The organism is Pseudomonas sp. S2_B07 (assembly GCF_054668435.1).
Map to the genome: position 1 here is coordinate 980,523 of NZ_CP162769.1, position 26,332 is coordinate 1,006,854.

A 26,332-nucleotide genomic window follows, 5' to 3' on the forward strand; every position below is an offset into this window, starting at 1 on the left:
GGAGCCAGCAACAGCCAGTCTAATGAATCAATGACTAACAGCAATATCCTGATGTTTTTTATCAATAGAAACCGTAGATCCACTTGAAGACGGCAGCACAAGATCGAACTGCACGCCAAGTGCCTTGCGCCCTACCGCCGTCAACGTCAGCGCCCGACTGTCCAGATCCTGCGTCACCCATTTGCGCTTGATCGCCGATTGCAGCAACGCAGCTCCCAGCGAGCCGCCAAGGTGTGGCCGACGCATGCTCCAGTCCAGACACGGGCAGGCGAAACGGCGGCGCAGCGTGCTCAGGTCCTTGACTTCGATACCCAACCCTTCAAACAGCGCCTCGCCGCTGTCACTCAGCCGATACGCCTGCTCATCGGTTTCCAGCAACCAGCCTTTTTCCAGCATCCGGTCATGCAGCAACACCGCCAGCGTGCCGGCCATGTGGTCGTAGCAGGTCCGGGCGAATTGCAGGCGATCCGGCGTGCGCGAGTTGTACGCCGGCGCGCTGTTCTGGCCGATCACCATCAGCGCTTCCAGCGCCTGGGCCACGCGCTTGTCCGCCAGGCTGTAATAGCGATGGCGGCCCTGCACGTGCAGCCGCACCAGCGCCTGCTCCTTGAGCTTGGCCAAGTGTGCGCTGGCGGTTGAGGCACTGACTTCGGCAATCGCCGCCAACTCGGTGCTGGTGCGGGCGTGGCCGTCCATCAGCGAACAGAGGATTTTCGTCCGGGCCGGCTCCGCGATGGCGGCCGCGACCTGAGAGACGCGGATGTCGTGTTGTTCTGCGTTCATATTTCGCTCCCGGACGAATCAAGGGCCTTTGGGACTGGAGATAGTAGCAACACTTTCCCCACCCCGAACAAGGCTGCGACCCATGGACCCGATCATCGCTGCGACTCATGCCGACCCTTATCCCTATTACGCGCAATTGCGTGCCCAAGGAGGTCTGATGTTTCACACCGGACTGAACCTGTGGGTGGCCAGCAGCGCCCGAACAGTCGCCGCCGTGCTGGCCCATCCTGATTGCCATGTCCGCCCTTGCGCTGAACCGGTGCCCAAGGCGATTGCCGGTGGCATGGCGGGCAAGGTGTTCGGGCAGTTGATGCGGATGAATGAAGGCGAACGGCAGCGTTGCCCGAGGTCGGCGATTGAGCCGGGGCTGGGGTTGATTGATCGGGATGAAGCCAATGCGCTGGTGGCCGCGCGGCTGATCACGCCGGACGCCGACGGCTTGTACAACGCCATGTTTCGCGGGCCGGTGTGCGTGGTGGCAGCGTTGTTGGGGTTCACGCCGGCTCAGGGGCGGATGCTCAGTGCGCTGACGGCGGAGTTCGTGGCGTGCCTGTCGCCGCTTAGCAATCAGGCGCAACTCGACGCTGCACAGGCGGCCGCTGAGCATTTACAGGGTTACTTCGTTGAATTGCTGGATGACCCGGACAATAAAAGCCCGCTGCTCGGCGGGATTCGCGGGCGCTTCAGCGGTGACCACGAAACGCTGATTGCCAATCTGATCGGCTTGTTTTCCCAGACTTTCGAGGCCACTGCAGGGCTGATCGGCAATGCGCTGTTGGCGGTGATGCGAAATCCATTGCTACACGAGGCGCGGGTGGATGATCTGATTGCCGAAATCCAGCGTTTTGACCCGTCGGTACAGAATACACGGCGGTTTGTGGCGGCACCGTGTGAAATCGAGGGCGTGAGCCTTCAATCGGGCGATGTGATTTTGCTGCTGTTGGCGTCGGCCAATCGCGATCCGCAGTTAAATGATCGTCCAGACGAGTTTCTACTGGATCGCCCGCAGCGTCGCAGTTTTACCTTTGGCGCGGGGCGGCATCAGTGTCCGGGGCAAGTGTTGGCGTTGGGGATTGCCAGTGCGACGTTGCGGGAAATTCTGCTGCACCGGTCTGCGCTCGGGCGGTTGGCCTGGGCGTATCGGCCTTCGCTGAATGGGCGGATTCCGGTGTTTCGTGATCTGGCTTAAGTCCGAGTTATCGTTCATCGCGAGCAGGCTCACTCCTACAAGGAATTTGTGAACACTGGAGATCCCCTGTAGGAGTGAGCCTGCTCGCGATGGCGTTCTAAGAACCACTACATCACCAAGCGCCCCACCACAAACTCCACAAACGCCTTCAACTTGGGCAATGACTTCCTCGACCGCGGATACACCATCTGTACCGGCTTGGGCGGCGGACCATAGTCCTCCATGATCCGCACCAGTTCCCCCTTGACCAACGCCGCCGCCACCAAAAAATCCGGCTGCATCAAGATCCCCTCCCCAGCCACCGCCGCTTGCAACAACACCTGCCCGTCATTGCTCTTCAACACCGCACCTTCCGGCCAGGGCACCTCGCTGGCGCCGTTGCGCAGCGGCCAGGCAAACCGGTTGTTCCACGAGGTATGCGTGAGAATCCGATGCCGATGCAGGTCTTCGGGGGACTTGGGTTCCTGCCATTTTTGCAGGTAACCGGGCGATGCACAGATGACCATGCGATACGGCGGCAAGGGCTTGGCCAACAGATTGACCCCAATGAGCTCAGAAATCCTGAAGGCCAGGTCGAACGACGTTTCGTACAGATCCACCACTTCATTGCTCAAAATCAGCTCAACCTGAATCTGCGGATAAAGCTGCATGAACTCCGCCACCAACGGGCCGACCAACGACACGCCCAGGCTCATTGGCGCGGTGATTCGCAACAGCCCACTGGGCTCAGGGTTCGACGCTTCGACCCGACTGAACGCGTACTTCACCTGTTCCAGCGCCAGCTTGGCCTCGTCATAAAACAGCCGCCCCTCGGCCGTGATCGATTGCCGCCGCGTGGTGCGCTGAATCAGCTTGGTGTTGAGGGTTTTCTCCAGACCCTGGATATGCCGCCCGACCATCACCGCCGACATGCCGACTGCATGGGCCGCATCGGAGAAGCTGCCCGCCTCGACCACCGCGACGAAGACTTCCATTTGCCTGAGTTTGCTCATGAACATGCCTTGCATTAAATACATCAGGTTAAAGGAGTAATAACCGGCGATGCGTTTATCCGTCGGGGCTTTCTCCCTAGAGTCGCGGTCATAACACTGAACAACGAGGCGTCATTGATGCAAACCCTACTGGACACGTCACTGAGTTCTTTTACCCGCGCCGACCTTCTGCAAAGCCCGACACCGATCCCGCGCGCCGAACGCCTCGAACAGCAACTGGGTTTGAAGGCGCAAGGCATCGGCCTGTTTCTCAAGCGCGATGATCACATGCTGATCGGCGACGGTGGCAACAAACTGCGCAAACTCGAATTTCATCTGGGCGCAGCGCTGTCAGCCGGGGTCGACACCATCATCACCATCGGCGGCCTCCAATCCAACCATGCGCGCCTGACCGCTGCCGTGTGCGCTCGTCTCGGGATTGCCTGCGAACTGATCCTGACCCGTTCGGTGCCCAAAACGGAAGTGGACTACGAACTCAACGGCAACGTCCTGCTCGACCAGCTGTTTGGCGCCGCCCTCCGCGTGTTGGCCGGCGGCAGCGATTCGCTGGCTGAAGCCGAGAAGCGTGCCGAACAGCTACGGCTTGAAGGACACAAGGTGCTGGTGATTCCCACGGGAGGCTCGACACCCTTGGGCAGTCTTGGCTATGCGCGCTGCGCGGCGGAGATCGCGCAACAGGAACGCGAACTCGGCCTCACCTTCAACCAGGTCGTGGTGCCCAACGGCAGCGCCGGCACCCACGCCGGTCTTGCGGCGGGGTTTGAGCTGTTGGAACGAGGGACTTCGCTGGTGAAGTCGTACTCGGTGTTGTCCGACAGAGAGTCGTCAGCGGCCCGAACCCGGCAATTGACCCAGGAGGTATTGGCGTTGCTGGGGAGCAGCGCGGTTGTTCAGGCTTCGGATATTGTTATCGACGGCAGTCAGTTGGGCGACGGTTACGGCCTGCCGACGCCCGCCATGCAGGAGGCGGTGCGCTTGATGGCTCGGGCTGAAGGGTTGCTGATTGACCCGGTGTATTCCGGCAAGGCATTTGCCGGGTTAGTGGCCGATCTCCGGCATGGGCGCTTCCAACGCGGGGACAATGTGTTGTTTGTGATGACTGGCGGTACACCAGGGTTGTATGCGTATCGGGAGACGTTTCAGGGTTGAGGGTTAGTCATCATTTGTAACAGAGCACCGACTTGTTACAACGGCCTTAGTTTCAGACCCGTCCTACATCTATCAAGTGTCCATTGCTATAGCGTTCGCATCGCTTTTAAAGGATGAAACAAGGACGCTCATGGCTCGTAAAACAGACATCCCTCGGGTTCAAAACCCTCCGTCCGGCGACCGGCATCATGTCACCAGCCGCTACATGACCCCCGCCGAACTGGCAGAGCGGGACGCCAGGCAAAAATCTTATGACGACATGTTGGCCCGACAACAGGAATTTGAAGACCGTCTCCTCAGGCAACCCCAACACCAGGATTACCCCGACGTCATAGGTTGCGTGTTCGCCAAAAGCTGCAATCTTCCCGACGGCGTGATCAACCATGACAATCCCGCCGGGTTTGTCCCTGTTGAGAAATTGACCGACTACGGAGAGTTTTCCTTATTAGGTGGCCGCGATACCGATACAGCGGGGAACATACCTCTCAAAAAAATCAGCGGCAGCGCACTACCTGCTGAACTGGGAACGCTTCTTCTTGGTCGGGCAGGTTCTGTCGCTACAGTGACAAATACTGCTAGTAGTGCGGCTGCAGTAACGGGCAGTGTTGCAGCCGGTGCCTTGCTGGGAATGGTTGCACTGCTGTGGCCATCGAATCTCGGCGACAGCTCCCTGTACACGGAAGAACAGCTCAAGTCGCTTAAAGAAGGACGTACACGTGTTCGACTTCATCTTGAACAACAAGCCGATGGCACGCTGAAAGGATACGGATACAACACCCAGAAACGCAGCGATTGGGAGTTGATTCCTGTCATACAGTTCGTAGCAGAAGGCGCCCGACAAGTTGCCGACTTTGGCGACGGGACAACACTGATTTGGACGCCCGCCGTCGACCCGTCCAACACATCAGCAATTCCACCGCTAGAGGCAGCCCCACAAGCCCCGCACATCTGGATTTATCCGCCTACAGAACAGGCAGATAACATCATCGTTAACCCGATTTATCCGCCTGAATACAGGGATTTCATTCTCGTATTCCCGGCCGATTCTGGTATCAAGCCTCTCTATATTGTATTGGCGCTGGAATTCGATGCAGCTAGCTACCATGGCAAGACGGATACCCCGGTCAAAAGTAAAGGTCCCTCCAACGGACAAGAAGCGCTGGAGAACTCAGTTCAGGTAAAGCCTACATCGCCACGCAGAATCGGCATCGATTCAGGGGCGAATGAGTTTGTAGTCTTTGACCGTACAGGAGGAGACCTCTACCACAGCCACGTCAGGCCATGGGATAAACTCCATCAAGATATGAAAAATGCTCTGATGAAAGCTAGGAAGGTAGACAACAAGGGCAAAATTCCGGGAGTGAAAAAGTGAGCCTTCTTTATCAAGATCCATCAGTAAGCCACGATGAAGCTGTGAGACTTCTTGCCAGCGACGTGGACGCGAATGTTATTGCGGCATTGATTTCCATCGGTCTGAACGAAGAAAACAGAATCTGGGCTCAGAGCATTTGCCTGAAATATCTCGTCAGTGAAAACGAGTCAGTTACAGCATCCGCTATCACCGCTCTCGGCCACATTGCTCGCCGTCATGGCGAAGTGGACAGAGAAACGGTGTTGCCAGCACTCGAAAAGGTGAAGCACAAGTTCCCTTCCCTGGACGGGGTTGTTGAGGACACGCTTGACGATATTGACGTATTCACCTGACCCACCGGGAGAACGAAGGGACAACCATTGAGGTTTTCCTCACTTGAGCTCAGAGCATCGCAACAGGCTGAGCTATGGAGAGGAGCTTCATCTGAAACAATGACAATAAATTCAGAACAGTCCTACATCTATCAATTGCCCATTGAGATAGCGTTCGCATCGCTTCTAAAGGATGAAACAAGGACCACCCATGGCTCGCGAAACAGACATGTCTCAGATTCAAAATCCACCGTTCAACGATGGGTACCGCGCCTGCAACAACCACGGCCACCCGAAAACCACTCAGGAGCCCTTTCATTTTTTTTGGATCAGCGGATTTTTAAAAGGTGATCAGGAGGGTGACTTTCTAATATACGAACTCACCGTTCCGCCCGAGTCAGAAGTCGTGATACTGGGCGTACTGGGCTGGAAGAACCTTGATCAAAGCGAGGACGGGGACTGTTTACTGACGGCCGGGCAGGTCCAACAAATCGCCATAGCGCTCAATGAGCAGCTCCCGACTGAGTTGGACCTTTTCATAGGGTTGCGGGGGTAGGTTTTCAGTCAATCATCCCGCGTCAGCACTTCCAGCAATTCAATCTCGAAAATCAGGTTCGAATTCGGCGTGATCGCTCCCATCGAACGTTCGCCATACGCCAGATGTGCAGGCACCAGCAGCTTGCGCTTGCCGCCGACTTGCATCCCCATGATTCCCTGATCCCAGCCTTTGATAACCCGGCCCGTGCCAATCACACACTGAAAAGGTTTGCCACGGCTGTAGGAAGAGTCGAATTCCGTGCCGTCTTCCAGCCAGCCACGGTATTGAGTGGTGATCAGCGCGCCTTTGACGGCGGCTTTGCCATCGCCTGGCTGGAGGTCGATGATTTGCAGTTCGTTATTCATGACGGTGTTTATCTGTTTGCAGAATTCGAGGGTCGTGGTTTTCCCAGAAAATCAACTTGTTGGCAACCGTTCAGGTGCCTTTATCGGGGTGGGTCAACATTTCCACGACTTTTTTGTCTTCCTTCTGCTTCGCATCGACCGCGAAGTCTTTGCCGAAGATCGCTTCTGGAAGGATCCACTTGCCTGTACTGCTTTTCTTGTCAGTCACAATGCCGATCTGGTCGCCTTTGGTGAAATCAAACCAATGCAGATCCGGGAACTGTTTCAAATCTAGGGTCTGGACCGTATTGCCCTCCATCACTTCAATTTTTTTGGCGGTCGGGTCCACGCTGACCACCTCCAGCGGTGAGCGAGTGATCAACGAGGGCGCCATGACAACGATGACATTGTTGTCACACCGCTGGCTCGTCGGCTGGATCTTGCCGTCCGCCGAACTATGGGGAAATTTTGCGCAATCAACAAAAATGCCCGAATGGTCCACGGTTTCGTTGCCCAGGTACTGATCGCCACTGGGCATCATCAAGATCTGTTCGCCCTGCGCCGCACTCACAAACAGAGCGAGTGTCAGGGCAATTTTCCATCTGGTCATAGCGCACCTGCCATTAGTCCAGTCCCGCGTGGTGATTACAGGAACTCGTCTAAAAACAATGTCCTGGTAACACGCGGCATATTGGGCACATCCATTTCAACGTAAATCACCTGCTTCTTCGGCACTTGGTACACCGTGCCAAATGAATCGTAACGTTGCGGCTGCTTATCGGTTTTCATCAGCACCTTTTGAATCAGCACGTAGTACGTCTCGTCCGTTTCAATCAGCAGCACGGCTTCTTTAATCCCGCCATCCTTGCTAACGGTGGCCGTCGACAACTCAGTCGGAAAGTTCTTCGCCTGCTTTTCTTCGAAGTGCAGGCGAATCGGGTGCAATACACCGCCATCGCGGACTTGCTGGGCCTGTAACGTACCGAGGTACTCGGCCATGACAGACGTGGCCCAAAGTCCCAAAACCAAAAAAAGTGCGAATAGCGCTTTGTGCAAAAAATGCCGAAACAGCCTGTGGTCCGAAGACCAGCCGCCGTTAAGCGCAACATAGAGGATGGCACCGCCGCCCAGAATGAGGGGGATCCAGGCCCCGAACTGTTTCACCGCAGTCCAGGCAAACGCCAGATAGAAATAGAGCGAGATATCCAGCGATACCAGCGGTATGCCGAACGTCTTGAAGTAATAAAACAAATGCAGCCAGGAATAGAAAAACAGATAGGCCGCAAACAGCAGCGTTGGCCCACCAAAGTGCGCCGACAACTGTGAACTCTCCGGCGCAGGCGGTGGGGGCGTCGGGCCAGACGGGTTGACTTGAGTCATGCTGAGGATCTCCTGGCTGACGGATGATCACGAAGCAGATGGCGTGCACAGAAAGTCTAGCGCTCGTTAGACAGAAAGCGACTGCAACCCAACAGCGCGGTGAACTAACATAAGCACCAACGTATCCCTCGGTTTAATGCCCAATGACGATCCCTGAATGAATCTGGTCTGGACCAGCGCAGCCGTCGGCTCAGTCATGTTTGCCCTGCTCATCGCGATGATCTGTCGCGTGCGCTCGCTGAAACAGCAATTGGCCGAGAGTCGTGCGCTGATCGCCAGCCTGGCCGAGGGACCGTCCGTGCGCCAGGACGGCGATGCCGAACGCTTCAAACGCAGCCAATACTTCGCCCGCATCGGCACCTGGGACTGGGACGTCGACACCGAAAAGCTCTACTGGTCGGATGCGATCTACGGCATGTTCGGCTTCAAGATCGGCGAAGTGACGCCCTCCTACGCCCTGTTTTGCGCCTGCGTTCACCCGGAGGACCGCGCCAGCGTGCGGGCCGGGGAGCTGCGCTGCCTGGAAACCGGCGAAAACCATGACGAGGAATACCGCGTCGTCTGGCCCGACGGCAGTATTCACTGGCTGCGAGAGACCGGCAATGTGGTCAAGAACGACCACGACGCCACCATCAAGATGATGGGCGTGGTGCGCGACATCACCGAGGAAAAAGCCTCCGCCAGTTACCTCCAGCACCTGGCTCACTACGACCCGTTGACCGGCCTGCCCAATCGCCTGGTGCTGGAGGAACGGTTGTCCGAGGCATTGGAACAGGCGCGTATCGGCGCGACCCGGGTGGCGTTGGTGTTTGTCGACCTCAACGGTTTCAAGGCCATCAACGATCACTACGGCCATGCGGCCGGCGATCGCGTCCTGATCACCACTGCCACACGCCTGAAGAAAATCCTGCGCTCAACCGACACCGTCGCCCGCATCGGTGGTGACGAATTCGTGGTCATCCTTCAAGGGTTGCCCAAAGGCATCAACCTGCAGGATGAAGCGCGCAGCATCTGCCAGAAAATCTTCGTCGAACTGTCACCGCCCATCACCATCGGCAACGACCAGCGCCACATCGGCACCAGCCTCGGTGTCGCGGTGTACCCGGACCACGCGCCGAGCATGGACCGGCTGATTCATATTGCGGACCTGGCGATGTATGAGGCCAAGCGCAGTGGCAATAATCAGTATCGGTTGGGCGGCGAAAGCCCGGTGCGGGCTCACAGCCAATAGGCTCTAACGCTCCACCGGCGTGATGTCCACAATCGTCCCGTTGGTGATCATCACCATCATGTACTTGTCATTGATCTGCACCCACTGCGCCTGATCCTTCGGGGCTTTCAGGCCTTTGGCCTGCCAATTGCCGAGGGCTTTTTCGCGGCGTTGGTAGATGTCCGGGGCGCGGTCGCCGACCACCAGTTCACGGGAGTTGTTGACGCCGGGCTGAACGGTTTTCTGAGGGGACTCGGCCGCCTGAACGATGGGGTTGATACCGGCAACGCCGGCGGCAATGGTCAGGGCGGCGATGAGCGTTTTGCGGTTCATGGTGATCCTCCAGTCATGTTATGGCACCTGAACTCCGACTGTGCTCGCTCTGAATCATTCCATACCGTTGCGATGAATCTGTGCCGGACTTGTACCGGGAGGCGCGCCCCGGGTCGGCGTAGGCTGCGTGAAGACACTCAGGATTTATTGCCATGCACATTGCCATCTGACCTTTGACGGTTTTAACGAACTGGATTCCCTGATCGCCTACGGGGGGATGGGGCATATCAGGGCGTTTATCGGATTGCCCGGTTGCCCGACCGACCACTATCGCGAGCAGGCTCACGCCTACAGGGAATACGCGGTCGACTGTAGGAGTGAGCCTGCCCGCGATAGCGGAATTCACGGTTTGTCGGCCAACACCGCTGACGCATCCCGCCGCACCCTTTATCCTTGGCGCTCCGCCGTATCGAGTGTTGGAGTAAGCCATGCCCCATGAAGGCAACCTGTTGCAAGCCGCTGTCGTGTTTCTGTTCGCAGCGGTGCTCACCGTGCCCTTGGCCAAGCGCCTGCAACTGGGAGCCGTGCTGGGTTATCTGTTTGCCGGCGTCCTCATCGGGCCGTCGGTGCTGGGGCTGATCGGTAATCCGCAAAGCGTCAGCCATATTTCTGAACTCGGCGTGGTGTTGCTGCTGTTCATCATTGGTCTGGAGCTTTCGCCGCGACGCCTGTGGGTGATGCGCAAATCGGTGTTCGGCGTGGGCCTGGCGCAGGTGTTGTTGACCGGTTCAGTGATCGGTGTGCTGGCGCTACTCGTCTTCGGCCAGCCGCTGAACAGCGCCATCGTGCTCGGCCTTGGCCTTGCCCTGTCGTCCACTGCGTTTGGCTTGCAAAGCCTGGCCGAGCGCAAGGAACTGACCAGCCCCCACGGTCGACTGGCGTTTGCAATTCTGCTGTTTCAGGACATCGCTGCCATTCCGCTGATTGCCATGGTCCCGCTCCTGGCCGGGGGTGATCACACCTCCACCGCCGCGGAAGATTTGAATCACGGTTTGCGGGTATTGGGCAGCATTGCGGTGGTAGTCATCGGTGGACGCTATCTGTTGCGTCCGGTGTTTCGCATCGTCGCCAAAACCCGTTTGCCCGAGGTGTCCACCGCCACGGCGTTGCTGGTGGTGATCGGCACGGCATGGCTGATGGACCTGGTCGGCGTGTCCATGGCGCTCGGCGCTTTTCTCGCCGGGTTGCTGCTGGCGGACTCTGAATACCGGCATGAACTGGAAGCGCAGATCGAGCCGTTCAAAGGCCTGCTGCTGGGGCTGTTCTTCATCAGCGTTGGCATGGGCGCCAACCTCAGCCTGCTGCTCAGCGCCCCGCTTGCGGTCCTGGGGCTGACCCTGCTGCTGATCGCAATCAAATTGCCGCTGCTGTTTGTGGTCGGCCGATTGGCCGGCGGCCTTGGCAAAGTCAGTGCGCTGCGCCTGGGCATCGTGCTGGCGGCCGGCGGTGAGTTCGCGTTTGTGGTGTTCAAGATTGGCCGTGATCAAGGCCTGTTCGAGCCGCACCTGTACGATTTGCTGGTGCTGACCATCACCCTGTCCATGGCGGTGACACCGCTGTTGTTGCTGCTGTGCGCCCGGTTGTATTCACCCAAGGTGCAGCCCGTCGTGGTGCCGGAAAAATTCCGCGACATCGACACCGATGCGCCACGCGTGGTGATCGCCGGCATGGGCCGGATGGGTCAGATCGTTGCGCGGATTCTGCGGGCGCAGAACATCAAGTTTGTGGCGCTCGATACGTCGGTGGAAACCATCGAACTGTCCCGCAGTTTCGGCGGCGTACCGGTGTTCTATGGCGACCCGATGCGCCCGGAGATTCTCAGCGCAGCCAAGGTCGAACAGGCGGAATACTTCATCATCGCCACCGATGACCCGGACACCAACATCAAGACCGCCGAGGTGGTGCACCGGTTGTACCCGCACATCAAAATCATCGCTCGCGCACGTAACCGTCAGCATGTGCATCGCCTGGTGGACCTGGGGGCGGAAGCGATTCGTGAAACCTATTATTCGAGCCTGGAAATGAGCCGGCGCACGCTGATTGGCCTGGGGCTGACCCAGGCACAGGCCGATGCGCGGATCAAACGGTTCAAGCATCACGATGAACAGGTGTTGGAGGCGCAGCACGCGGTGTATGACGATGCGGCGAAGGTGTTGCAGACGGCGCAGGAAGCGCGGGCAGAACTGGCTAAATTGTTTGAGTCGGATCAGTTGGAGGAGCAGGAAGCGGGCAAGGCTTAAGTGGTGTGGCGGCAGGTATGCCGCCATCGCGGGCAAGCCACGCTCCCACAGTAGACTGCATTCCCCTGTGGGAGCGTGGCTTGCCCGCGATGAACGATAACGCGGTGCAATGCCTGGCCCCCACCCGAGCATCAGTTGGAAAACACAAACTGCCCCTTAACCTTTTTCGACCCGACAAACCCCAGGTCCGGGAACAGCAGCGCCTTCAACCAGGCAACATAAAACACCATGGCCAACGTGATCACCACACCCACCACCGTCATCACCGGATCTTCCTCATACCCCTGAAACATCCGCCCGATCTGGCTGACGGTCAGAATCATGTAAAGGGTGTAGACCTGCGCCGAGTTCTTGTAGAAACCCCAGGCAAACGCCAGCGGCACCAGCGCCGCAAACAGGGTGAAAAACACCACGGCACCGGGGCCGATCATCGAACCCAGATAGAATCCGGTGACGGCCCCCAACAAGGCCTGAAGGCAGGTCAGTGCGAGCAGAATGTTGACCTTGAGCGAATGTTTTTCCCGCAACGCCGGATCCGGCCTGGCGCCGATCCAGTAAGCCAGCACCCGGTCCTTGACCACGCCACCGGAGAACGCCTTGAACGTCGCGGTTTTGGAGTGCCCGGCGTCGAGCGCCGCCATCAGTTGCCGCTTGATTTCCTTTTTGTCCAACGCACGTCTCCCCTTCTTAAAACAACCCAAATCAAAACTTGTAGGAGTGAGCCTGCTCGCGATAGCGGAGTGTCAGTCGCTGCAAACAGTGAAAGTTACATCGCTATCGCGAGCAGGCTCACTCCTACAGGCCTGGGCATCTTCGCTTTATTGGGGGCCACAAAGCAAAACGCCGCTTCCACCAGAGGCGGAAGCGGCAGAGGCATGAGCCTCAGCGGATCAATGCATGAACAGGGCGATCAGGATAATGATCGGGATCGGCACGCCAAGAAAGAACAGCAGTAATGAACGCATGATGATTCTCCCGGGTTAGCGGACAGGGGTGGTGGTGACGTAAGTATCGGTTTCCACGTACACAACGGCGTCCCGACGACGACCACCAAAAGTGGCGGCAAGGCTGGCAAAAAACGCGCCGATCAGCAGTGCGATGAACATCCACAGCGACGTCCAGGCGGCGACTTTCGCGGCTTTGTCAGCGGCTTGCTGGGCAGCCAGTTTGGCGTCGGCCACGGCTTTTTGCGTACGGGCATAGACTTCATCAACACGACGTTCGGCGTCGGCCTGAGTCAGGTTGGTGCGTTGGGCGACCATTTGTGCGAGGTAAGTCCGGTCTTCGGCACTCAAGCCGTTGTTGCCCAGGCTGCGCACAAATATGCGCGTTACGGTGCCACGCGCGGCGTCATCGCTGACGGCGGCCGGACGATCGTCACGGAACAGGCTGTCGACGAAATAGCCGTACTGATCGCTATTGGTATTGGCAGCAGCGGTGCCGGCGGCTTGAGTGGCCGCACTGGCTGCCCCGCCGACCATATTGGCCCCGGCTTGCAGGCCGCCACTGATAACACTGCTGACCGAGCCGACCACCAGGGTCGCGGTCACCAGCGTCGCCACGCACCAGGCGAGGAAGCCATGGGCGGTATCACGGAAATACACTTCATCCCCGTGCAGGTAGGCCCACTTGACCCGCAAGCGACCGGCAATGTAACCGCCGGCCCCGGCCGCCAGAATTTGCGTCACCGCCAGCCACACGATGGTTGAAATGCCCAGCCCCTTGGCACTCACACCTTCATTGGCCCACGGCGACACCGCCGAAAAACCCAGGCCGAAACCGAGCAGCACCAGAATCAGCGACAACGCTGCCGCCGCAGCGGCCCCGGCGAAGATCGCCCCCCAGGACACACCCGAGAGCGTGCTCGTTTCTTCTGCGACGGGATAGAAACCATCAGAAGATCTATTCATTGTTGTATCGCTCCAGGCAGGAAAGATGGTGTTACAACTCTGCAAATGCACCATTGCAGTCAGCGTGCCAGTCACGATTTCTAAATTTTTCTTCTGTTTTCAATAACCTATAAAGATTGAACTTCCTTTTCTCATGCAATTTGCAAGGAATGCCTCAACCCAGCGGGTTTTCTGCATTGATCAAAATATTCAGTGCATGAAGTTTTATTTAGAAAGACTCCGATCATTTCTTGGCAAAATGCTGCACATCATTGAGAACCGCTAATCAGGCCAGCCCTATGACCCGCATCTTGACTATCGAAGACGACGCCGTGACCGCCCGGGAAATCGTCGCCGAACTGAGCAGCCACGGCCTCGATGTCGACTGGGTCGACAATGGCCGCGAAGGCCTCGAGCGTGCGGTCAGTGGTGACTATGACCTGATCACCCTCGACCGCATGCTGCCGGAGCTCGATGGCCTGGCGATTGTCACCACGCTGCGGACCATGGGCGTGGCCACGCCGATCCTGATGATCAGCGCCCTCTCCGACGTCGATGAGCGCGTGCGGGGGTTGCGCGCCGGCGGTGACGACTACCTGACCAAGCCATTCGCCACCGATGAAATGGCCGCCCGCGTTGAAGTATTGCTGCGCCGCCAGAACACGGTGACCGCCCAGGCCACGACGTTGCGAGTGGCCGACCTGGAACTCAACCTGATCAGCCATGAAGCCAGCCGCGGCGGCCTGTTGCTGACCCTATTGCCGACCGAATACAAATTGCTCGAATTCCTGATGCGCAACACCGGGCAGATTCTGTCGCGCATGATGATTTTCGAAGAAGTCTGGGGCTACCACTTCGACCCCGGCACCAACCTGATCGACGTGCACATCGGTCGTCTGCGCAAGAAAATCGACCCACAAGGCCAGGCCCCACTGATTCGGACCGTGCGAGGCTCGGGTTATGTCATTGCCGAACCCGTCTAAAGGCTGGCGCTCTTCCAGCAGCCGCTTGCTGGCGCTCTACAGTTCGCTGTTCGTGATCTGGAGCGCAATCCTGATGGGCGTCATGTACTACGAAGTGTCCGCTTACCTCGACAACCTGGCCAAGCACTCGCTGATGCAACGCCAGCATCTGTTTTCGCGCTTCCAGGGCGAGCAACTGGTGGACGCCCTCGCCGTCAGCATGACCTTCGACATCCGTGGCATCGACGCCTACGGCCTGTTCGATCACCAGCATCGCTACCTCAGCGGCGCCCTGCGTTTTATCCCCGAAGACTTGCCGCTGGACGGCAAGATTCACATGCTCAAGGATTGTTCCGACTCCGACGACCCGATCCTGCCCGCCGACAGTTGCGACGCGGTAGCGACCCAGACCCGCGACGGTCGCTGGCTGGTGCTGGTGCGTGACAACGGTTCGTTGTTCGCCGTCACCCGGATCATCCTTCATGCGTTGTTCTGGGGCGTGACCTTGACGATCATTCCCGGCATCGCCGGCTGGCACCTGTTGCGCCGACGCCCCCTGCGGCGCATCCGCGCGATCCAGGCCAGTGCCGAAGCCATCATCGCCGGGGATTTGACCCGGCGTCTGCCCTTGTCCAATCGACGCGATGAACTGGACATGCTCGCCACCATCGTCAACGCCATGCTCGAACGCATCGAGCGCTTGATGCACGAGGTCAAGGGAGTCTGCGACAACATCGCCCACGACCTGCGCACCCCGCTGACACGCCTGCGGGCGCAGCTGTACCGGATTCAGCAACAGGCCGCAGATGACTCGACGCTGGCTGTGCAACTGGATTCCGTGCTCGGTGAAGCGGACACCTTGATGGCACGTTTTCGCGGGTTACTGCGGATTTCCGAACTGGAAGATCGCCAGCGCCGCTCGGGTTTCGTGCAACTGGACCCGGTGCCCTTGCTGCAAGAGCTGCACGACTTCTACCTGCCACTGGCGGAAGAAGGCGAACTGGTTTTCAAGCTGCAATTGCCGGCAACGCTGCCAGCGCTTAATGGGGATCGGGCGTTGTTGTTCGAAGCCGTGGCGAATCTGCTGAGCAACTCGATCAAGTTCACACCGCCGGGGGGCGAGGTGATTTTGCGTGGGGTGAGTGAAGGCGGGTTTACGCGGATCGAAGTGCTGGATTCCGGCCCCGGGATTGCGGAGGCCGAGCGCGAAGCAGTGTTTCAGCGGTTCTATCGCGCCGAGGGTGGAAATCAGAAAAGCGGGTTTGGTTTGGGATTGTCGATTGTGGCGGCGATTGCCGGTTTGCATGGGTTTGCGCTGGAGGTGGGTAGCAGCGAACTCGGTGGCGCGCGGTTGGTGCTGGATTGCAAAAACCCGGCCCTGACACAACCTCTGTAGCAGCTGCCGAACGCAGCCTCGCAGGCTCGACAGCTGCTACAAGGTTTAAGCGTACTGACTAAGCCGGGTAGTTGGCCCGCAATGCCTGCAGCCCACCCTGATAAATCCCGTCGAACAACGCGACCACTTCCTCCTCACTCACCCCCACAGGCGTAAACCGACCCGACCACGTCACCCGAGCCCCCTGCCCCTGCGCTTCAACCTTGATCGTCGCCAGATACGCAGTAGCCGGAAATGGCGCCTGCTCAATCGAATAGCTGTACGTCTTGCCGGCGTTATCAAACGCCTCAAGCCGCTCAACGATCCCCGCGCCATCCGCGGTTTTCAGGCTGCGCACCCGCCCGCCTTCGCTCAGTTCGCTTTGCGGAATGAACGGCAGCCAGTCTGGCAGCGAGTTGAAGTCGCCGATCAATTGCCACACTTCGTCGGCCGAAGCCGGGATCTCAATAGTCGCTGATGCAGTTGCCATGTATTCCTCTCTGTTAAAAAAAATCAGATTGCCATGCTGTCGACAACACCGCCATCAACGCGCAATGCCGCGCCGGTGGTGGCCGAGGACAGCGGGGAAGCAATGTAGGCCACCAGGTTCGCCACCTCCTCGACATCCGCCACACGCTGGATGATCGACGTCGGCCGCGCCTTGCGCACAAACGCATCGGCTTCTTCGCGTATACCCCGACCGGAGGCGGCGGTGGCGTCCTTGAGCATTTGCTCCAGGCCATCGGTGAGCGTCGGGCCGGGCAGGATCGCATTGACTGTCACACCGGTGCCCGCCAGCCGTTTGGCCAGGCCATGGGAGACTGCCAGGTTGGCGCTTTTGGTCACGCCATAGTTGAGCATGTCGGCCGGGATCGAGATGCCGGATTCCGAGGACACGAAGATCACCCGGCCCCAACCCTGCTTGACCATGTCCGGCACGTAATGCCGGGACAGACGCACGCCGGAGATCACGTTGACCTCATAAAAGCGTGTCCACTCGCTGTCTGGCGTGTCGAAAAAATCCACGTCGTTAAAGATGCCGAGGTTGTTCACCAAAATGTCCGCACGCGGTTCGGCGGCGAACAGCACCTCGGCGCCTTCGGCAGTGCCCAGGTCCGCGGTCAGGCCACGCAACTGCGCGCCCGGCACGCGCTGACGAATGCTCGCCAGTGCCTGTTCGACCTTGGCCGTCTCCCGGCCGATCACCACCACCGTGGCGCCGGACTCGGCCAACGCCTTGCTGATGCCCAGGCCAATGCCGGCGGTGCTGCCGCTGACAATGGCGAGTTTTCCACTCAGATCAATCTTCATGCTCTAACTCCTGTGATCGGCAATGGCGCGCGCTCGGAGATCAGTTTTGCCTCACGCATCGCCTGCCAGAACGCGGCGGGAATGACCGCCGACAGCGCGGCAACGTCTTCAGCAATACGCTCCGGACGGCTGGAACCTGGAATCACCGCCGCCACCGCCGGGTTGGCCAACGAGAACTGCAAGGCCGCTGCTTTTATGTCGACACCGTGCGCGGCGGCGATGCGTTTGATGTGCTCGACTTTGTTGATAATCGCCGGGCTGGCTTTCTGGTATTCGAAGTGCGTACCGCCGGCCAGAATGCCCGAGCTGTAAGGACCACCGACCACGATCTCGACGTTCTGCGCCAGGGCTGCGTCCATCAGGCGTTGCAACGCGCGGTCGTGGTCGAGAAGAGTGTAGCGACCCGCCAGCAGAAAACCGTCCGGTTGTGCTTCGGTCAGATCAAGGGTCAGTTCGCACGGCTCGACCTTGTTCACGCCCAGGCCCCACCCCTTGATCACGCCTTCTTCGCGCAAGCGGGTCAGTACTTTGAACGCGCCGGTGCGGGCCTGGTTGAAGTACTCCAGCCATTGATCGCCGTAGAAGTCCTGCGCGATGTCATGCACCCAGACGATGTCCAGACGGTTGGTTTGCAGACGCTTGAGGCTGTCCTCGATGGAGCGCATCGTCGCGTCGGCGCTGTAGTCGTTGACGATCTTGTTCGGGAGGCCGTGTTCGAATACCCCGCTCTTCTCGCCCAGGTCACGGGCCGCCGTGTCTTCGACTTCATCCAGAATGACCCGACCGACTTTGCTACTCAGCACATAGTCGTCACGGTTGTATCGGGACAGCGCGGCGCCCAAACGGATTTCCGACAGACCCGAACCATAGAACGGCGCGGTGTCGAAGGAACGCACGCCGGCATCCCAGGCGGCGTGCACGGTAGCGAGCGCCTCATCTTCAGGAATGGCGCGGAACATGTTGCCCAAGGGGGCGGTGCCGAAACCCAGCGCGCCGGGCAGTTTGTCTTTCAAGCTCATGATTCAATCCTCGTCAGTTTCAGTGGCCAGTGGCCTGACCGTTGAGCAGATCCTAGATTGCGACGGTCGGACCGTCCAAGACATAATGTGCAGCACTTGAGTCCCCAGAGGTCTGACATGATCGACATCCGCCAATTGCGCTACTTCGTCGCCGTCGCCGAAGAAGAACACGTCGGTCGCGCCGCCGAACGCCTGCACATTTCCCAGTCACCGCTGAGCCGGCAAATCGCCCAACTCGAAGAACGCCTGGGGCTGACCCTGTTCGAACGCAGCCAACAACGCATTCGCCTGACCCGCGACGGCCAGACCTTCCTCGCCGAAACCCGCGCCCTGCTGACCCACGCCAGTCGCCTGGAATCCCTCGGCAAACGCCTCGGTCGCGGTGAAGAAGGCGGTTTGTGCGTCGGTTACATCGAAAACGCCATGCACGCCGGCGTGTTGCCAAATGCCCTGCGTGTGTTGCGGGTCGAGCGGCCGAACGTGCATGTCGCGCTGTACAACCTGCGCTCCACTGAACAGCTTGAAGGCCTGCGCCAGCGCAGCCTCGACATCGCACTGGTCAGCGAACCACCGGCCAAAAACGATCCGGATCTGCTGGGCTTTCAAGTGCTGGACGACCCGATGCTGCTGGCATTGCCTGAGCATCATCCATTGGCCAACCAGACGACATTGACCCCGGCCGACCTCGCCGATCAAGAGTGGATCGGCGTGCAGCACCACCAGAATGTCAGTAACCGCGAAGACTTCGTCAGCGCCTGCATTCGCGCCGGCTTCACCCCGGACATCCGCATGGAAGCCACCGGCCCCTTCACTGCCATGGCCCTGGTGGCCTCGGGACTGGGCATTGCGATGATTCAGAAAGGCTTGAGCCGCAATGCACCGCCGGGTGTGGTGCTGCGGGAAGTGCCGTGGATTGCCCTCACCCGCCCCCTGTGGGCGGCGTGGCACCGGATCAATTTGCGGCCGTTGGTGGAGACGTTCCGCAAGGTATTGACTGAGGCGCCGCCCGCCTGAGCCGACATGATCTGTATCTGACACACCGTAATCGCGAGCAGGCTCACTCCTACAATTGTTCTGTGTTGATCACAAATAGTGAGTCCACAAAAATCCCTGTGGGAGTGAGCCTGCTCGCGATGAGGCCCGAACAAACACTGCAAAATTCAAGGTCAACTTGACCAGTGTGGCGAGGGAGCTTGCTCCCGTTCGGCTACGCAGTAGTCGTAAAACCTTTGCCGCGGCGTGCCTGATAGAACGCGTCACCAGTGAGTGGGGCCGCTGCGCTGCCCACCGGGAGCAAGCTCCCTCGCCACAGGACCTCGCCTCGCCGTAGATCAGCGTTAGCTTTGTGGATCGACTTTATCCAGCATGCGGTTCACCGCCAGTTCGCCCGACATCATGGAATGCGGAATGCCTGGCAGGGATTGTGTAGCCTCGCAGAGTGTCTGGAGATGTGTGTTAAACATCGCTGTTTAATGGCTAATCCCGGATTGATGCTTTACTTAATAAACTTCAAACGACAGAGATAAATAAATGCGTTCCCTTTTCCAGCCATCCCCTTTTCCAGCTATTTTCCAGCTGTTTTATTATTTTTTGCTGGCATTGTATAAACCGCTTAAAAAATCTTTATATGAGTAAAGATTGCCTTCTCCGTCCAGGTAAATTCCATTTTTTAAATCGTTTAAAATTGTAAAGGCGTAATTTTTATCGTCTAAGAGTGTCGAACCTTCTGGGAATCGGTGCGAGTAGGTGCTGTTTTTCTGGCTGATTATATGGTCTACGCAGTTTTCTTCTGAAAGAATGAATGATCGATTTAGAGGAATCCCTCGTTTTACCCGAGTATCTCCTATCGCTGCTATGCCAGCATCTATAGCAGTGATTGCAATATCTATTTTCTCGCCTAATATCGCTGGGTAGGCACCAGTTAATACTAATACGACAGCCCCACTTCCGACGTGCACAGAAGCTTCGTCAAATTTTGGATTGATTTCGAAGGACTCATTGCCCGACATGATATTAGTTCCGAGGACAAGGTCAATCCGGTCGTTTTTTTTATCTGTCACGATAGGCTCCAATTACAAGGAGATAATTAGGTCTTGTTGCCTTTCTGGCGAAAAATAGACGCGCAAGAAAAGTTGATCACTCAAACGATTTATTCATTTGTTACGTAAATAAATATAGAACTGCCTGTACGAATTGACACCTGTAACAAATAACAGTTTTTAAGAATTTTTGGCTATAGGTTTTAGCAAAAAGGTGACAGGCCTGAAGGCACTTACTTAACACGGTAATCGCTGAGATGAGGCTGGGGGAGACTTCTGTGCCGTACATCTCCTCCAGGTGCCCCTGAATTTCTCGCACGGTCATGCCTCGGGCGTACAGCGAGAGGACTTTGTCGTCGAAGCCCGTCCAGTGTGTCTGCTGTTTGGAGACGAGTTGGGGTTCGAACATGCCCTGGCGGTCACGGGGAATCTCCAACGGTAGCTCGCAAAAGTTCCGCGCTGATCGCACTGAATCACCGCGAGGTGAATCCCGAACAGCCCGCCATCTCCCCCATCCTGCTGCGTACAACCCAGATTAATTTTATTAATGTTCCTGGCATCAGGAAAACCACATACTTTCATCTGGCCACCTCAGATATTACAAAACACCATAAAAACTGTCACTTATTACAGTTAAATACTGAAATTAAACACGCTAAAGTCATCATCACTGCTCGCAATCTAGCCTCGCACTGAACCATCAGGAACCAGCGCCTAAATCAACTCTCAATCGATGAGGCAATACCATGCCAAACCTAACAGGAACAGTTTAGTATTTCCGCGAGTCCAATCCGACTCCAAACCCTCATATCGACACCACGATTTACTCCATTACGATCATCCCTGATGACGGTGGGAAAGCCATATGCATTACAGAAAGTCGGAAAGGACGAACTTATAACAAGGGACAAAAAATAACTTACTCTGGCACCCTGGGCCCCAAAGGCGAAACGCTCTACAGCATCCATCATTGATGTTCTAATCTTAAGAAAAAAGCAAACATTGAGAACGAGCTTGAATTAAATCATCCTTATTAACCGCCGTATATGCGCGACCTGCGGGCCCAACAAGGCATAACAGCAATAAGGAAGCGGAATCATTTATTCCTAATTACTGTGACATACAAAAAAAAACGACAAAAAAGGCGACAGACCTGTTTACCAAATAGATCTGTCACCTTTTAACTAGTGAGTCCACAAAAATCCCTGTGGGAGTGAGCCTGCTCGCGATGAGGCCCGAACAAACACTGCAAAATTCAAGGTCAACTTGACCAGTGTGGCGAGGGAGCTTGCTCCCGTTCGGCTACGCAGTAGTCGTAAAACCTTTGCCGCGGCGTGCCTGATAGAACGCGTCACCAGTGAGTGGGGCCGCTGCGCTGCCCACCGGGAGCAAGCTCCCTCGCCACAGGACCTCGCCTCGCCTTAGATCAGCGTTAGCTTTGTGGATCGACTTTATCCAGCATGCGGTTCACCGCCAGTTCGCCCGACATCATGGAATGCGGAATGCCTGGCAGGGATTGTGTAGCCTCGCAGAGAAACATCGCTGTTTAATGGCTAATCCCGGATTGATGCTTTACTTAATAAACTTCAAACGACAAAAAAGGTGGCAGATCTATTTGCTAGATATATCTACCACCTTCTTAGTCTACGACTTGGAGACTACGTTGACACGCATTGGTTACGTATGAAGGACGTGGTGGAACAATTCAGCGCCAAAACGCGCGAGTTAAAGGCGTCGTTCAATAACACACTGGACTCCGAGCCAGCGTGTTTTCAAACGCAAGCCATTACACTTAGCTAGCTCGTACGACCACCATTTTTATAGTTATCCCAAATCCATTGAGGGGTGTCATCCCCAGGAGGCTTCGGAGTGTAAGTCGGCGGCTCGACGGCACGTTTCCCACTGGGAATTTCTATCAGAAGATCATTATAGCGTTGTTCGGAGTCTACATTTCGTTCTATAACAACTGCCATAGCCGCATTCATATCCCAGACATCTATGCGCTCATCATAAACAATACTACAAGCCAACATATCGTCAAGCTTTCTATCAATCGCCATAACAACCTCCACAATTATTAAAGTAAGCTGCCATGCAAAGTTAAATCAAACTCAAAATATCAACACCTGCGATAAATGACAGTAATTAAGAACAGTTTGCTATTAACGTTATTACTTTTCGCCTCAAAAAAAGGATTGTAGGGGCTCGCTTCTGCGTGGGAGTGCCTCAAGGGACGCTCCGCGCTCCAGCTTCAGAAGGACGCGGAGCGTCCGGGCTGCATTCCCACGCAGAGCGTGGGAACGATCAGTGCAGTAGTGGCATTAGCCATGCGGGTCGACGTTATCCAGCATCCGATTCACCGCCAGTTCGCCCAACATCACGGAGTTTTGAATGCCCAGCAGGGTATGGCGCTGAGTGCCGTTCAACTGCCCGGCGAAGTCGCTCAACATCACACTCGCTGACACCAATGTCTCGCAGGCGTTGACCAGCAGGGTTTCGTGATCGGTGTCGTGCCCTACAAAGTAGAGGGTACTGGGTTTACGCGGGGTGTCTTTGGGGATGACCGGTTTGAGGTAGTAGTCGAGGGCGCGGTCGGCGGCGGTGTTGAGCTTTTTGGAATCGGCGGATTCGTAGGGGGAAACGTCGTCGGTGTCGGTTTCTGGCGGGTTGGGTGTGATCTTGAACATAGTGAAACTCCTACAATCAATGGAGCCACCTGAACCTGTCGCTAAACAAGAAAGGGTGGCGGCTGTACACAGGTTAGCGAACCGGGTGTAGGCGCCCGGCAGACCCGAAGGTCTCCCGCGCACAGCCGCCATGACATCAATCGCAGAGATGAACATTCTGCAAGAGAGTTTGGAGCGCTGTTGCGCCTACAAAGGTTCGGGTCGCTAAACCCGATCGCTGATTTGTCAGCGACCCGCAAACGATAGAGTCCCGGCCCAAGGCGCACAAGCCGGCGGATTCTGGCGCAGTCGTAGGCAATGGCGCAAGGTTGTGTAGCCTCGCAGAGTGTCTGGAGATGTGTGTTAAACATCGCCGTTTAATGACCCTCTCAGGTTTGATGCTTTACTGAACAGACCCTCAAAATCCTGCGAGCCTCCAACATGAACCGCAACGACCTGCGCCGTGTGGACATGAACCTGCTGGTGATTTTCGAAACCCTGATGTTCGAGAAAAACCTCACCCGCGCCGGGGAGAAGCTGTTCCTCGGCCAACCCGCCGTCAGCGCCTCACTGGCCAAATTGCGCGATTTGTTCGACGACCCGCTGTTGGTGCGCAACGGCCGTACGCTGGAGCCGACCCTGCGCGCCTTGGCGATCCTCAAGGAACTGCAACCGGCGATGGACACCATTTCCGGCGCGGTCAGCCGGGCCAAGGATTTCGACCCGTCCACCAGCCGTGATGTGTTTCGCATCGGCCTGTCCGACGACGCTGAGTTCGGCTTGTTTCCGCCGTTGCTCAAGCAGATTCGCGAGGAAGCGCAGAACGTCGTGGTAGTGGTGCGGCGGGTGAATTTTCTGCTGATGTCGTCGATGCTCGCCAGCGGCGAGATTTCTGTCGGGATCAGTTACACCACGGAACTGCCAGCCAACGCCAAGCGCAAGAAATTGCGCGACTTGAGCGTAAAAATCCTGCGCGGCGACGACCGCCCCGGTGTTCTGACACTGGATGAATTCTGCGAAAGACCTCATGCGCTGGTGTCGTTTTCCGGGGACTTGACCGGGGCCATCGATAACGACTTGGCGCGCATCGGTCGTTCGCGGCGGGTAGTGCTGGCGGTGCCGCAGTTTGCCGGATTGCGCTCATTACTGGCCGGCACCGATTTGCTCGCCTCGGTGCCGGATTATGCCGCGTGTGCGCTGATCGAAGGCAGCAGCCAGTTGCGGGCCGACGACCCGCCGTTTGATATCGTGCTGTCCGAACTGTCCATGGTCTGGAACGGCGTCAACGATAACGACCCGGCAGAACGCTGGTTGCGCTCGAAAATTGCACAGTACATGGCGGCTCCACTGCCGGGGCATGCGGCGACTTAAAAGCGGTCGGCTGGGTTTCGCGCAGGTACACCGGCAAGTCCGTGACCGGTGGCATGGCCGGGATTTCGAAGTACATCTGGATCACCCAGCCACGGTGATAGCTGGCGTGGTTGACCACGTGCATCAGTATCGCGCCAGCGCTCATGGTGCCGCTTTCGCCAGAGACAAACGTGAATTCAACGGGTTTATCCAGCGACGTTTCGGTCTGGCTTTCGCTCCAGTCGCAATACCAGTGATCAATCTCCCGTTGCGCCATGCGCAGTTCGGCAAGGTCGGCGTGCAACAGATCATGCGACGTTTTGAAGCCGTGGCCTCGGCCTTCGAGGTGGGCCTGCCAGATGCAGTCCACGACGTAGATGTGGTTCAGGGTGCCGATCATGTTCTTGAACACCGACACGCGATCTTTACTGACCTCACCCGCCGGCAATGTGGCCAGGCTGTCAAAGAGGCGCTGGTCGGCCCAGTTTTTGTAATCGGCAAGCATGCGGGCAGTGCGTACGTTGATCATCAGAGGTCTCCCATGGTGATGGGCGCACTGCAAAGCATAGCCCTCATGGCTCCGGGCATCGCAACGACTGATAACCGGCACCTGCGCTTCGTGCCCCGTTGTAGCATCTGACGAGCACCGCGAGGCTGCGTTCGGCTCGTCAGCTGCTACGGGTTTGCGTAAGGCGCTGCACCACCCGCTCGGCCAGTGCCAGGCAACTGGTCAGGCCCGGTGACTCGATGCCGAACAGGTTCACCAGTCCCGGCACGCCATGTTCGGCCGGACCGCTGATGATGAAATCCGCTGCAGGTTCGGTCGGACCGGTGATTTTCGGGCGAATGCCGCTGTAGGCCGGTTGCAGGCCGTTATCGGGAAGACCGGGCCAGTAACGGCGGATCGCCTCGTAAAATCCATCGGCGCGGCGCGAGTCCACGCGGTAATCGACCTGATCGACCCATTCGACGTCCGGCCCGAAACGTGCCTGGCCGCCGAGGTCGAGGGTCATGTGCACGCCGAGCCCGGCACTTTCCGGCGCCGGATAGACCAGATGCCGGAACGGCGCGCGGCCGCTGAAACTGAAATAACTGCCCTTGCACAATCGGGCCACTGAAACGTGCTGCGAGGGCAACCCTTCGATCCGGCTCGCCACGTCAGGCGCAGAAAGCCCGGCGCAGTTGATCAACTCGCGGCAACTCAGGGGCATGGGTTGCGCACCGCCGATGACCAGATCAAAACCGTGTGCCGTACAACGAGCGGATTCCAGCGGTGTATGAAAGGCAATCGACATCCCGCTGGCTTCCCCATCCGCCTGAAGCGCGAGCATCAACCCATGGGAATCGATAATTCCCGTAGAAGGTGACCAGAGCGCGGCGACGCAGGACAGTGCCGGTTCAAGCACTCGGGCCTGCGCTGCATCCAGCCACTGCAAATCATCGACGCCATTCCGTCGCCCTTGTTCCAACAATGCCCGCAACGCCGCGCACTGGTTGTCATCGGTGGCCACGACCAGCTTGCCCAGGCGCTGATAATCAACCCCGCGCGCATCGCAGAAGGCATACAACCGTTGCTTGCCTTCAACGCACAACTGTGCCTTGAGGCTACCGGTCGGGTAGTAAATACCGGCGTGAATCACCTCCGAGTTGCGCGAGCTGATGCCCACGCCAATCCCCTCGCCGGCTTCGATCAGGATCACTTCCCGCCCGGTCCCAGCCAGCGCCCTGGCAACCGCCAGCCCGACCACGCCGGCCCCAACCACTACGCAGTCGGTATCGATGCTCGATTGTCCTGTGCTCATTTTCAAACCGGCCCTCGCTGCACGCCTTCACATGAATGACAACTTACTGTCATTTGGCTGAACTCAATAATCAAATGT

Annotated in this window: 27 protein-coding genes and 1 pseudogene; 11 read left to right on the plus strand and 17 right to left on the minus strand. The window is 57.6% G+C overall.

What is annotated here, in order from left to right:
• Positions 1-27: 27 nt before the first annotated feature.
• A complete protein-coding gene (locus AB4N43_RS04415; protein ID WP_027923275.1) occupies positions 28-783 on the minus strand; it encodes an ArsR/SmtB family transcription factor in 756 nt (251 codons plus the stop codon).
• Between the two features lie 82 nt (positions 784-865).
• On the opposite strand from AB4N43_RS04415, the gene AB4N43_RS04420 reads away from it, so the two are divergent.
• Positions 866-1,972, plus strand: a complete 1,107-nt coding sequence (locus AB4N43_RS04420) for a cytochrome P450 (protein ID WP_460153299.1) — start codon at positions 866-868, stop codon at positions 1,970-1,972.
• A 107-nt stretch (positions 1,973-2,079) separates the two neighbouring features.
• Here AB4N43_RS04420 and AB4N43_RS04425 read toward each other — a convergent pair whose 3' ends face one another.
• Positions 2,080-2,964, minus strand: a complete 885-nt coding sequence (locus tag AB4N43_RS04425; RefSeq protein ID WP_027923273.1) for a LysR family transcriptional regulator — start codon at positions 2,962-2,964, stop codon at positions 2,080-2,082.
• A 117-nt stretch (positions 2,965-3,081) separates the two neighbouring features.
• Between AB4N43_RS04425 and AB4N43_RS04430 the strand changes: the two genes are divergently transcribed.
• The 4 genes from AB4N43_RS04430 (at position 3,082) to AB4N43_RS04445 (ending at position 6,352) form a co-directional block, all read left to right on the plus strand.
• Positions 3,082-4,113 (plus strand): D-cysteine desulfhydrase family protein, encoded by a 1,032-nt coding sequence (locus tag AB4N43_RS04430; RefSeq protein ID WP_460153301.1) that lies wholly within the window; start codon positions 3,082-3,084, stop codon positions 4,111-4,113.
• Between the two features lie 130 nt (positions 4,114-4,243).
• Positions 4,244-5,485: an S-type pyocin domain-containing protein gene (locus tag AB4N43_RS04435; RefSeq protein WP_460153303.1), complete on the plus strand. Its 1,242-nt coding sequence runs from the start codon at positions 4,244-4,246 to the stop codon at positions 5,483-5,485.
• Positions 5,482-5,817 carry a hypothetical protein gene (locus tag AB4N43_RS04440; protein WP_059181013.1) on the plus strand — a complete coding sequence of 112 codons (336 nt, stop codon included), beginning with the start codon at positions 5,482-5,484 and terminating at the stop codon, positions 5,815-5,817. The genes AB4N43_RS04435 and AB4N43_RS04440 overlap by 4 nt, the downstream gene beginning before the upstream one ends.
• A gap of 190 nt (positions 5,818-6,007) precedes the next feature.
• Positions 6,008-6,352, plus strand: a complete 345-nt coding sequence (locus tag AB4N43_RS04445) for a pyocin S6 family toxin immunity protein (protein WP_324188009.1) — start codon at positions 6,008-6,010, stop codon at positions 6,350-6,352.
• Positions 6,353-6,360: 8 nt separating this feature from the next.
• On the opposite strand, the gene AB4N43_RS04450 is transcribed toward AB4N43_RS04445, so the two are convergent.
• From AB4N43_RS04450 to AB4N43_RS04460, 3 genes are all read right to left on the minus strand, one after another.
• On the minus strand, positions 6,361-6,699 hold the full coding sequence (locus AB4N43_RS04450; RefSeq protein ID WP_027923268.1) for an FKBP-type peptidyl-prolyl cis-trans isomerase: 339 nt from the start codon (positions 6,697-6,699) through the stop codon (positions 6,361-6,363).
• A 70-nt stretch (positions 6,700-6,769) separates the two neighbouring features.
• Positions 6,770-7,288 (minus strand): hypothetical protein, encoded by a 519-nt coding sequence (locus AB4N43_RS04455; protein ID WP_194939617.1) that lies wholly within the window; start codon positions 7,286-7,288, stop codon positions 6,770-6,772.
• A 35-nt stretch (positions 7,289-7,323) separates the two neighbouring features.
• On the minus strand, positions 7,324-8,058 hold the full coding sequence (locus tag AB4N43_RS04460) for a hypothetical protein (RefSeq protein ID WP_460153305.1): 735 nt from the start codon (positions 8,056-8,058) through the stop codon (positions 7,324-7,326).
• Between the two features lie 157 nt (positions 8,059-8,215).
• On the opposite strand from AB4N43_RS04460, the gene AB4N43_RS04465 reads away from it, so the two are divergent.
• The gene (locus tag AB4N43_RS04465) at positions 8,216-9,289 is read left to right on the plus strand and encodes a sensor domain-containing diguanylate cyclase (protein ID WP_027923265.1); all 1,074 of its coding nucleotides are present in this window, start codon (positions 8,216-8,218) and stop codon (positions 9,287-9,289) included.
• A 3-nt stretch (positions 9,290-9,292) separates the two neighbouring features.
• On the opposite strand, the gene AB4N43_RS04470 is transcribed toward AB4N43_RS04465, so the two are convergent.
• Complete coding sequence (locus tag AB4N43_RS04470) at positions 9,293-9,601, minus strand: RcnB family protein (RefSeq protein ID WP_059181016.1); 309 nt, start codon at positions 9,599-9,601, stop codon at positions 9,293-9,295.
• 428 nt (positions 9,602-10,029) lie between these two features.
• Between AB4N43_RS04470 and AB4N43_RS04475 the strand changes: the two genes are divergently transcribed.
• Positions 10,030-11,841, plus strand: coding sequence for a monovalent cation:proton antiporter-2 (CPA2) family protein (locus AB4N43_RS04475; RefSeq protein ID WP_027923263.1), 1,812 nt, complete (start codon positions 10,030-10,032; stop codon positions 11,839-11,841).
• A gap of 131 nt (positions 11,842-11,972) precedes the next feature.
• On the opposite strand, the gene AB4N43_RS04480 is transcribed toward AB4N43_RS04475, so the two are convergent.
• On the minus strand, positions 11,973-12,512 hold the full coding sequence (locus AB4N43_RS04480) for a hypothetical protein (protein WP_027923262.1): 540 nt from the start codon (positions 12,510-12,512) through the stop codon (positions 11,973-11,975).
• Positions 12,513-12,821: 309 nt separating this feature from the next.
• Positions 12,822-13,751 carry a membrane protein gene (locus AB4N43_RS04485; protein ID WP_027923261.1) on the minus strand — a complete coding sequence of 310 codons (930 nt, stop codon included), beginning with the start codon at positions 13,749-13,751 and terminating at the stop codon, positions 12,822-12,824.
• A gap of 278 nt (positions 13,752-14,029) precedes the next feature.
• Between AB4N43_RS04485 and AB4N43_RS04490 the strand changes: the two genes are divergently transcribed.
• Both AB4N43_RS04490 and AB4N43_RS04495 read left to right on the plus strand, forming a co-directional pair.
• Positions 14,030-14,713: a response regulator transcription factor gene (locus AB4N43_RS04490; protein WP_027923260.1), complete on the plus strand. Its 684-nt coding sequence runs from the start codon at positions 14,030-14,032 to the stop codon at positions 14,711-14,713.
• Positions 14,691-16,088, plus strand: a complete 1,398-nt coding sequence (locus tag AB4N43_RS04495) for a sensor histidine kinase (protein WP_059181017.1) — start codon at positions 14,691-14,693, stop codon at positions 16,086-16,088. The genes AB4N43_RS04490 and AB4N43_RS04495 overlap by 23 nt, the downstream gene beginning before the upstream one ends.
• Before the next feature lie 58 nt (positions 16,089-16,146).
• On the opposite strand, the gene AB4N43_RS04500 is transcribed toward AB4N43_RS04495, so the two are convergent.
• The 3 genes from AB4N43_RS04500 to AB4N43_RS04510 are packed head-to-tail and all read right to left on the minus strand — an operon-like array spanning position 16,147 to position 18,397.
• Positions 16,147-16,557, minus strand: a complete 411-nt coding sequence (locus tag AB4N43_RS04500; protein WP_460153309.1) for an SRPBCC family protein — start codon at positions 16,555-16,557, stop codon at positions 16,147-16,149.
• A gap of 23 nt (positions 16,558-16,580) precedes the next feature.
• A complete protein-coding gene (locus AB4N43_RS04505; RefSeq protein ID WP_027923257.1) occupies positions 16,581-17,378 on the minus strand; it encodes an SDR family NAD(P)-dependent oxidoreductase in 798 nt (265 codons plus the stop codon).
• Positions 17,375-18,397 (minus strand): aldo/keto reductase, encoded by a 1,023-nt coding sequence (locus tag AB4N43_RS04510; protein WP_460153311.1) that lies wholly within the window; start codon positions 18,395-18,397, stop codon positions 17,375-17,377. The genes AB4N43_RS04505 and AB4N43_RS04510 overlap by 4 nt, the downstream gene beginning before the upstream one ends.
• Positions 18,398-18,514: 117 nt before the next feature.
• Between AB4N43_RS04510 and AB4N43_RS04515 the strand changes: the two genes are divergently transcribed.
• Entirely contained in the window at positions 18,515-19,411 is an 897-nt protein-coding gene (locus tag AB4N43_RS04515; protein WP_027923255.1) for a LysR substrate-binding domain-containing protein, read from the plus strand.
• A 569-nt stretch (positions 19,412-19,980) separates the two neighbouring features.
• Here AB4N43_RS04515 and AB4N43_RS04520 read toward each other — a convergent pair.
• The 4 genes and pseudogenes from AB4N43_RS04520 to AB4N43_RS04535 all read right to left on the minus strand — a co-directional run bounded on the left by AB4N43_RS04520 (position 19,981) and on the right by AB4N43_RS04535 (position 23,123).
• Positions 19,981-20,457, minus strand: coding sequence for a hypothetical protein (locus AB4N43_RS04520; protein WP_460153313.1), 477 nt, complete (start codon positions 20,455-20,457; stop codon positions 19,981-19,983).
• Between the two features lie 223 nt (positions 20,458-20,680).
• Positions 20,681-20,887 (minus strand): annotated as a pseudogene (locus AB4N43_RS04525) (transposase); the annotation flags it as partial.
• A gap of 1,345 nt (positions 20,888-22,232) precedes the next feature.
• Positions 22,233-22,496: a hypothetical protein gene (locus AB4N43_RS04530; RefSeq protein WP_194939623.1), complete on the minus strand. Its 264-nt coding sequence runs from the start codon at positions 22,494-22,496 to the stop codon at positions 22,233-22,235.
• 261 nt (positions 22,497-22,757) lie between these two features.
• Positions 22,758-23,123: a DUF6124 family protein gene (locus AB4N43_RS04535; protein ID WP_194939624.1), complete on the minus strand. Its 366-nt coding sequence runs from the start codon at positions 23,121-23,123 to the stop codon at positions 22,758-22,760.
• Between the two features lie 420 nt (positions 23,124-23,543).
• Between AB4N43_RS04535 and AB4N43_RS04540 the strand changes: the two genes are divergently transcribed.
• Complete coding sequence (locus AB4N43_RS04540; protein WP_027925380.1) at positions 23,544-24,473, plus strand: LysR substrate-binding domain-containing protein; 930 nt, start codon at positions 23,544-23,546, stop codon at positions 24,471-24,473.
• Here AB4N43_RS04540 and AB4N43_RS04545 read toward each other — a convergent pair.
• Together AB4N43_RS04545 and AB4N43_RS04550 are read right to left on the minus strand one after the other, a co-directional pair.
• Positions 24,385-24,981 (minus strand): DinB family protein, encoded by a 597-nt coding sequence (locus tag AB4N43_RS04545; protein WP_410921995.1) that lies wholly within the window; start codon positions 24,979-24,981, stop codon positions 24,385-24,387. The genes AB4N43_RS04540 and AB4N43_RS04545 overlap by 89 nt on opposite strands.
• A 139-nt stretch (positions 24,982-25,120) precedes the next feature.
• Positions 25,121-26,254: an NAD(P)/FAD-dependent oxidoreductase gene (locus AB4N43_RS04550; protein ID WP_460153316.1), complete on the minus strand. Its 1,134-nt coding sequence runs from the start codon at positions 26,252-26,254 to the stop codon at positions 25,121-25,123.
• Positions 26,255-26,332 lie beyond the last annotated feature (78 nt).

What these genes read in the sequence shown, in the direction of transcription:
- AB4N43_RS04420 (WP_460153299.1), top strand. Translation starts at nt 866, where the DNA reads ATGGACCCGATCATCGCTGCGACTCATGCCGACCCTTATCCCTATTAC.
- AB4N43_RS04415 (WP_027923275.1), bottom strand. Translation starts at nt 783, where the DNA reads ATGAACGCAGAACAACACGACATCCGCGTCTCTCAGGTCGCGGCCGCC.
- AB4N43_RS04430 (WP_460153301.1), top strand. Translation starts at nt 3,082, where the DNA reads ATGCAAACCCTACTGGACACGTCACTGAGTTCTTTTACCCGCGCCGAC.
- AB4N43_RS04445 (WP_324188009.1), top strand. Translation starts at nt 6,008, where the DNA reads ATGGCTCGCGAAACAGACATGTCTCAGATTCAAAATCCACCGTTCAAC.
- AB4N43_RS04495 (WP_059181017.1), top strand. Translation starts at nt 14,691, where the DNA reads ATGTCATTGCCGAACCCGTCTAAAGGCTGGCGCTCTTCCAGCAGCCGC.
- AB4N43_RS04500 (WP_460153309.1), bottom strand. Translation starts at nt 16,557, where the DNA reads ATGGCAACTGCATCAGCGACTATTGAGATCCCGGCTTCGGCCGACGAA.
- AB4N43_RS04455 (WP_194939617.1), bottom strand. Translation starts at nt 7,288, where the DNA reads ATGACCAGATGGAAAATTGCCCTGACACTCGCTCTGTTTGTGAGTGCG.
- AB4N43_RS04425 (WP_027923273.1), bottom strand. Translation starts at nt 2,964, where the DNA reads ATGAGCAAACTCAGGCAAATGGAAGTCTTCGTCGCGGTGGTCGAGGCG.
- AB4N43_RS04490 (WP_027923260.1), top strand. Translation starts at nt 14,030, where the DNA reads ATGACCCGCATCTTGACTATCGAAGACGACGCCGTGACCGCCCGGGAA.
- AB4N43_RS04470 (WP_059181016.1), bottom strand. Translation starts at nt 9,601, where the DNA reads ATGAACCGCAAAACGCTCATCGCCGCCCTGACCATTGCCGCCGGCGTT.
- AB4N43_RS04460 (WP_460153305.1), bottom strand. Translation starts at nt 8,058, where the DNA reads ATGACTCAAGTCAACCCGTCTGGCCCGACGCCCCCACCGCCTGCGCCG.
- AB4N43_RS04530 (WP_194939623.1), bottom strand. Translation starts at nt 22,496, where the DNA reads ATGGCGATTGATAGAAAGCTTGACGATATGTTGGCTTGTAGTATTGTT.
- AB4N43_RS04450 (WP_027923268.1), bottom strand. Translation starts at nt 6,699, where the DNA reads ATGAATAACGAACTGCAAATCATCGACCTCCAGCCAGGCGATGGCAAA.
- AB4N43_RS04435 (WP_460153303.1), top strand. Translation starts at nt 4,244, where the DNA reads ATGGCTCGTAAAACAGACATCCCTCGGGTTCAAAACCCTCCGTCCGGC.
- AB4N43_RS04510 (WP_460153311.1), bottom strand. Translation starts at nt 18,397, where the DNA reads ATGAGCTTGAAAGACAAACTGCCCGGCGCGCTGGGTTTCGGCACCGCC.
- AB4N43_RS04535 (WP_194939624.1), bottom strand. Translation starts at nt 23,123, where the DNA reads ATGTTCAAGATCACACCCAACCCGCCAGAAACCGACACCGACGACGTT.
- AB4N43_RS04515 (WP_027923255.1), top strand. Translation starts at nt 18,515, where the DNA reads ATGATCGACATCCGCCAATTGCGCTACTTCGTCGCCGTCGCCGAAGAA.
- AB4N43_RS04485 (WP_027923261.1), bottom strand. Translation starts at nt 13,751, where the DNA reads ATGAATAGATCTTCTGATGGTTTCTATCCCGTCGCAGAAGAAACGAGC.
- AB4N43_RS04550 (WP_460153316.1), bottom strand. Translation starts at nt 26,254, where the DNA reads ATGAGCACAGGACAATCGAGCATCGATACCGACTGCGTAGTGGTTGGG.
- AB4N43_RS04540 (WP_027925380.1), top strand. Translation starts at nt 23,544, where the DNA reads ATGAACCGCAACGACCTGCGCCGTGTGGACATGAACCTGCTGGTGATT.
- AB4N43_RS04465 (WP_027923265.1), top strand. Translation starts at nt 8,216, where the DNA reads ATGAATCTGGTCTGGACCAGCGCAGCCGTCGGCTCAGTCATGTTTGCC.
- AB4N43_RS04505 (WP_027923257.1), bottom strand. Translation starts at nt 17,378, where the DNA reads ATGAAGATTGATCTGAGTGGAAAACTCGCCATTGTCAGCGGCAGCACC.
- AB4N43_RS04475 (WP_027923263.1), top strand. Translation starts at nt 10,030, where the DNA reads ATGCCCCATGAAGGCAACCTGTTGCAAGCCGCTGTCGTGTTTCTGTTC.
- AB4N43_RS04545 (WP_410921995.1), bottom strand. Translation starts at nt 24,981, where the DNA reads ATGATCAACGTACGCACTGCCCGCATGCTTGCCGATTACAAAAACTGG.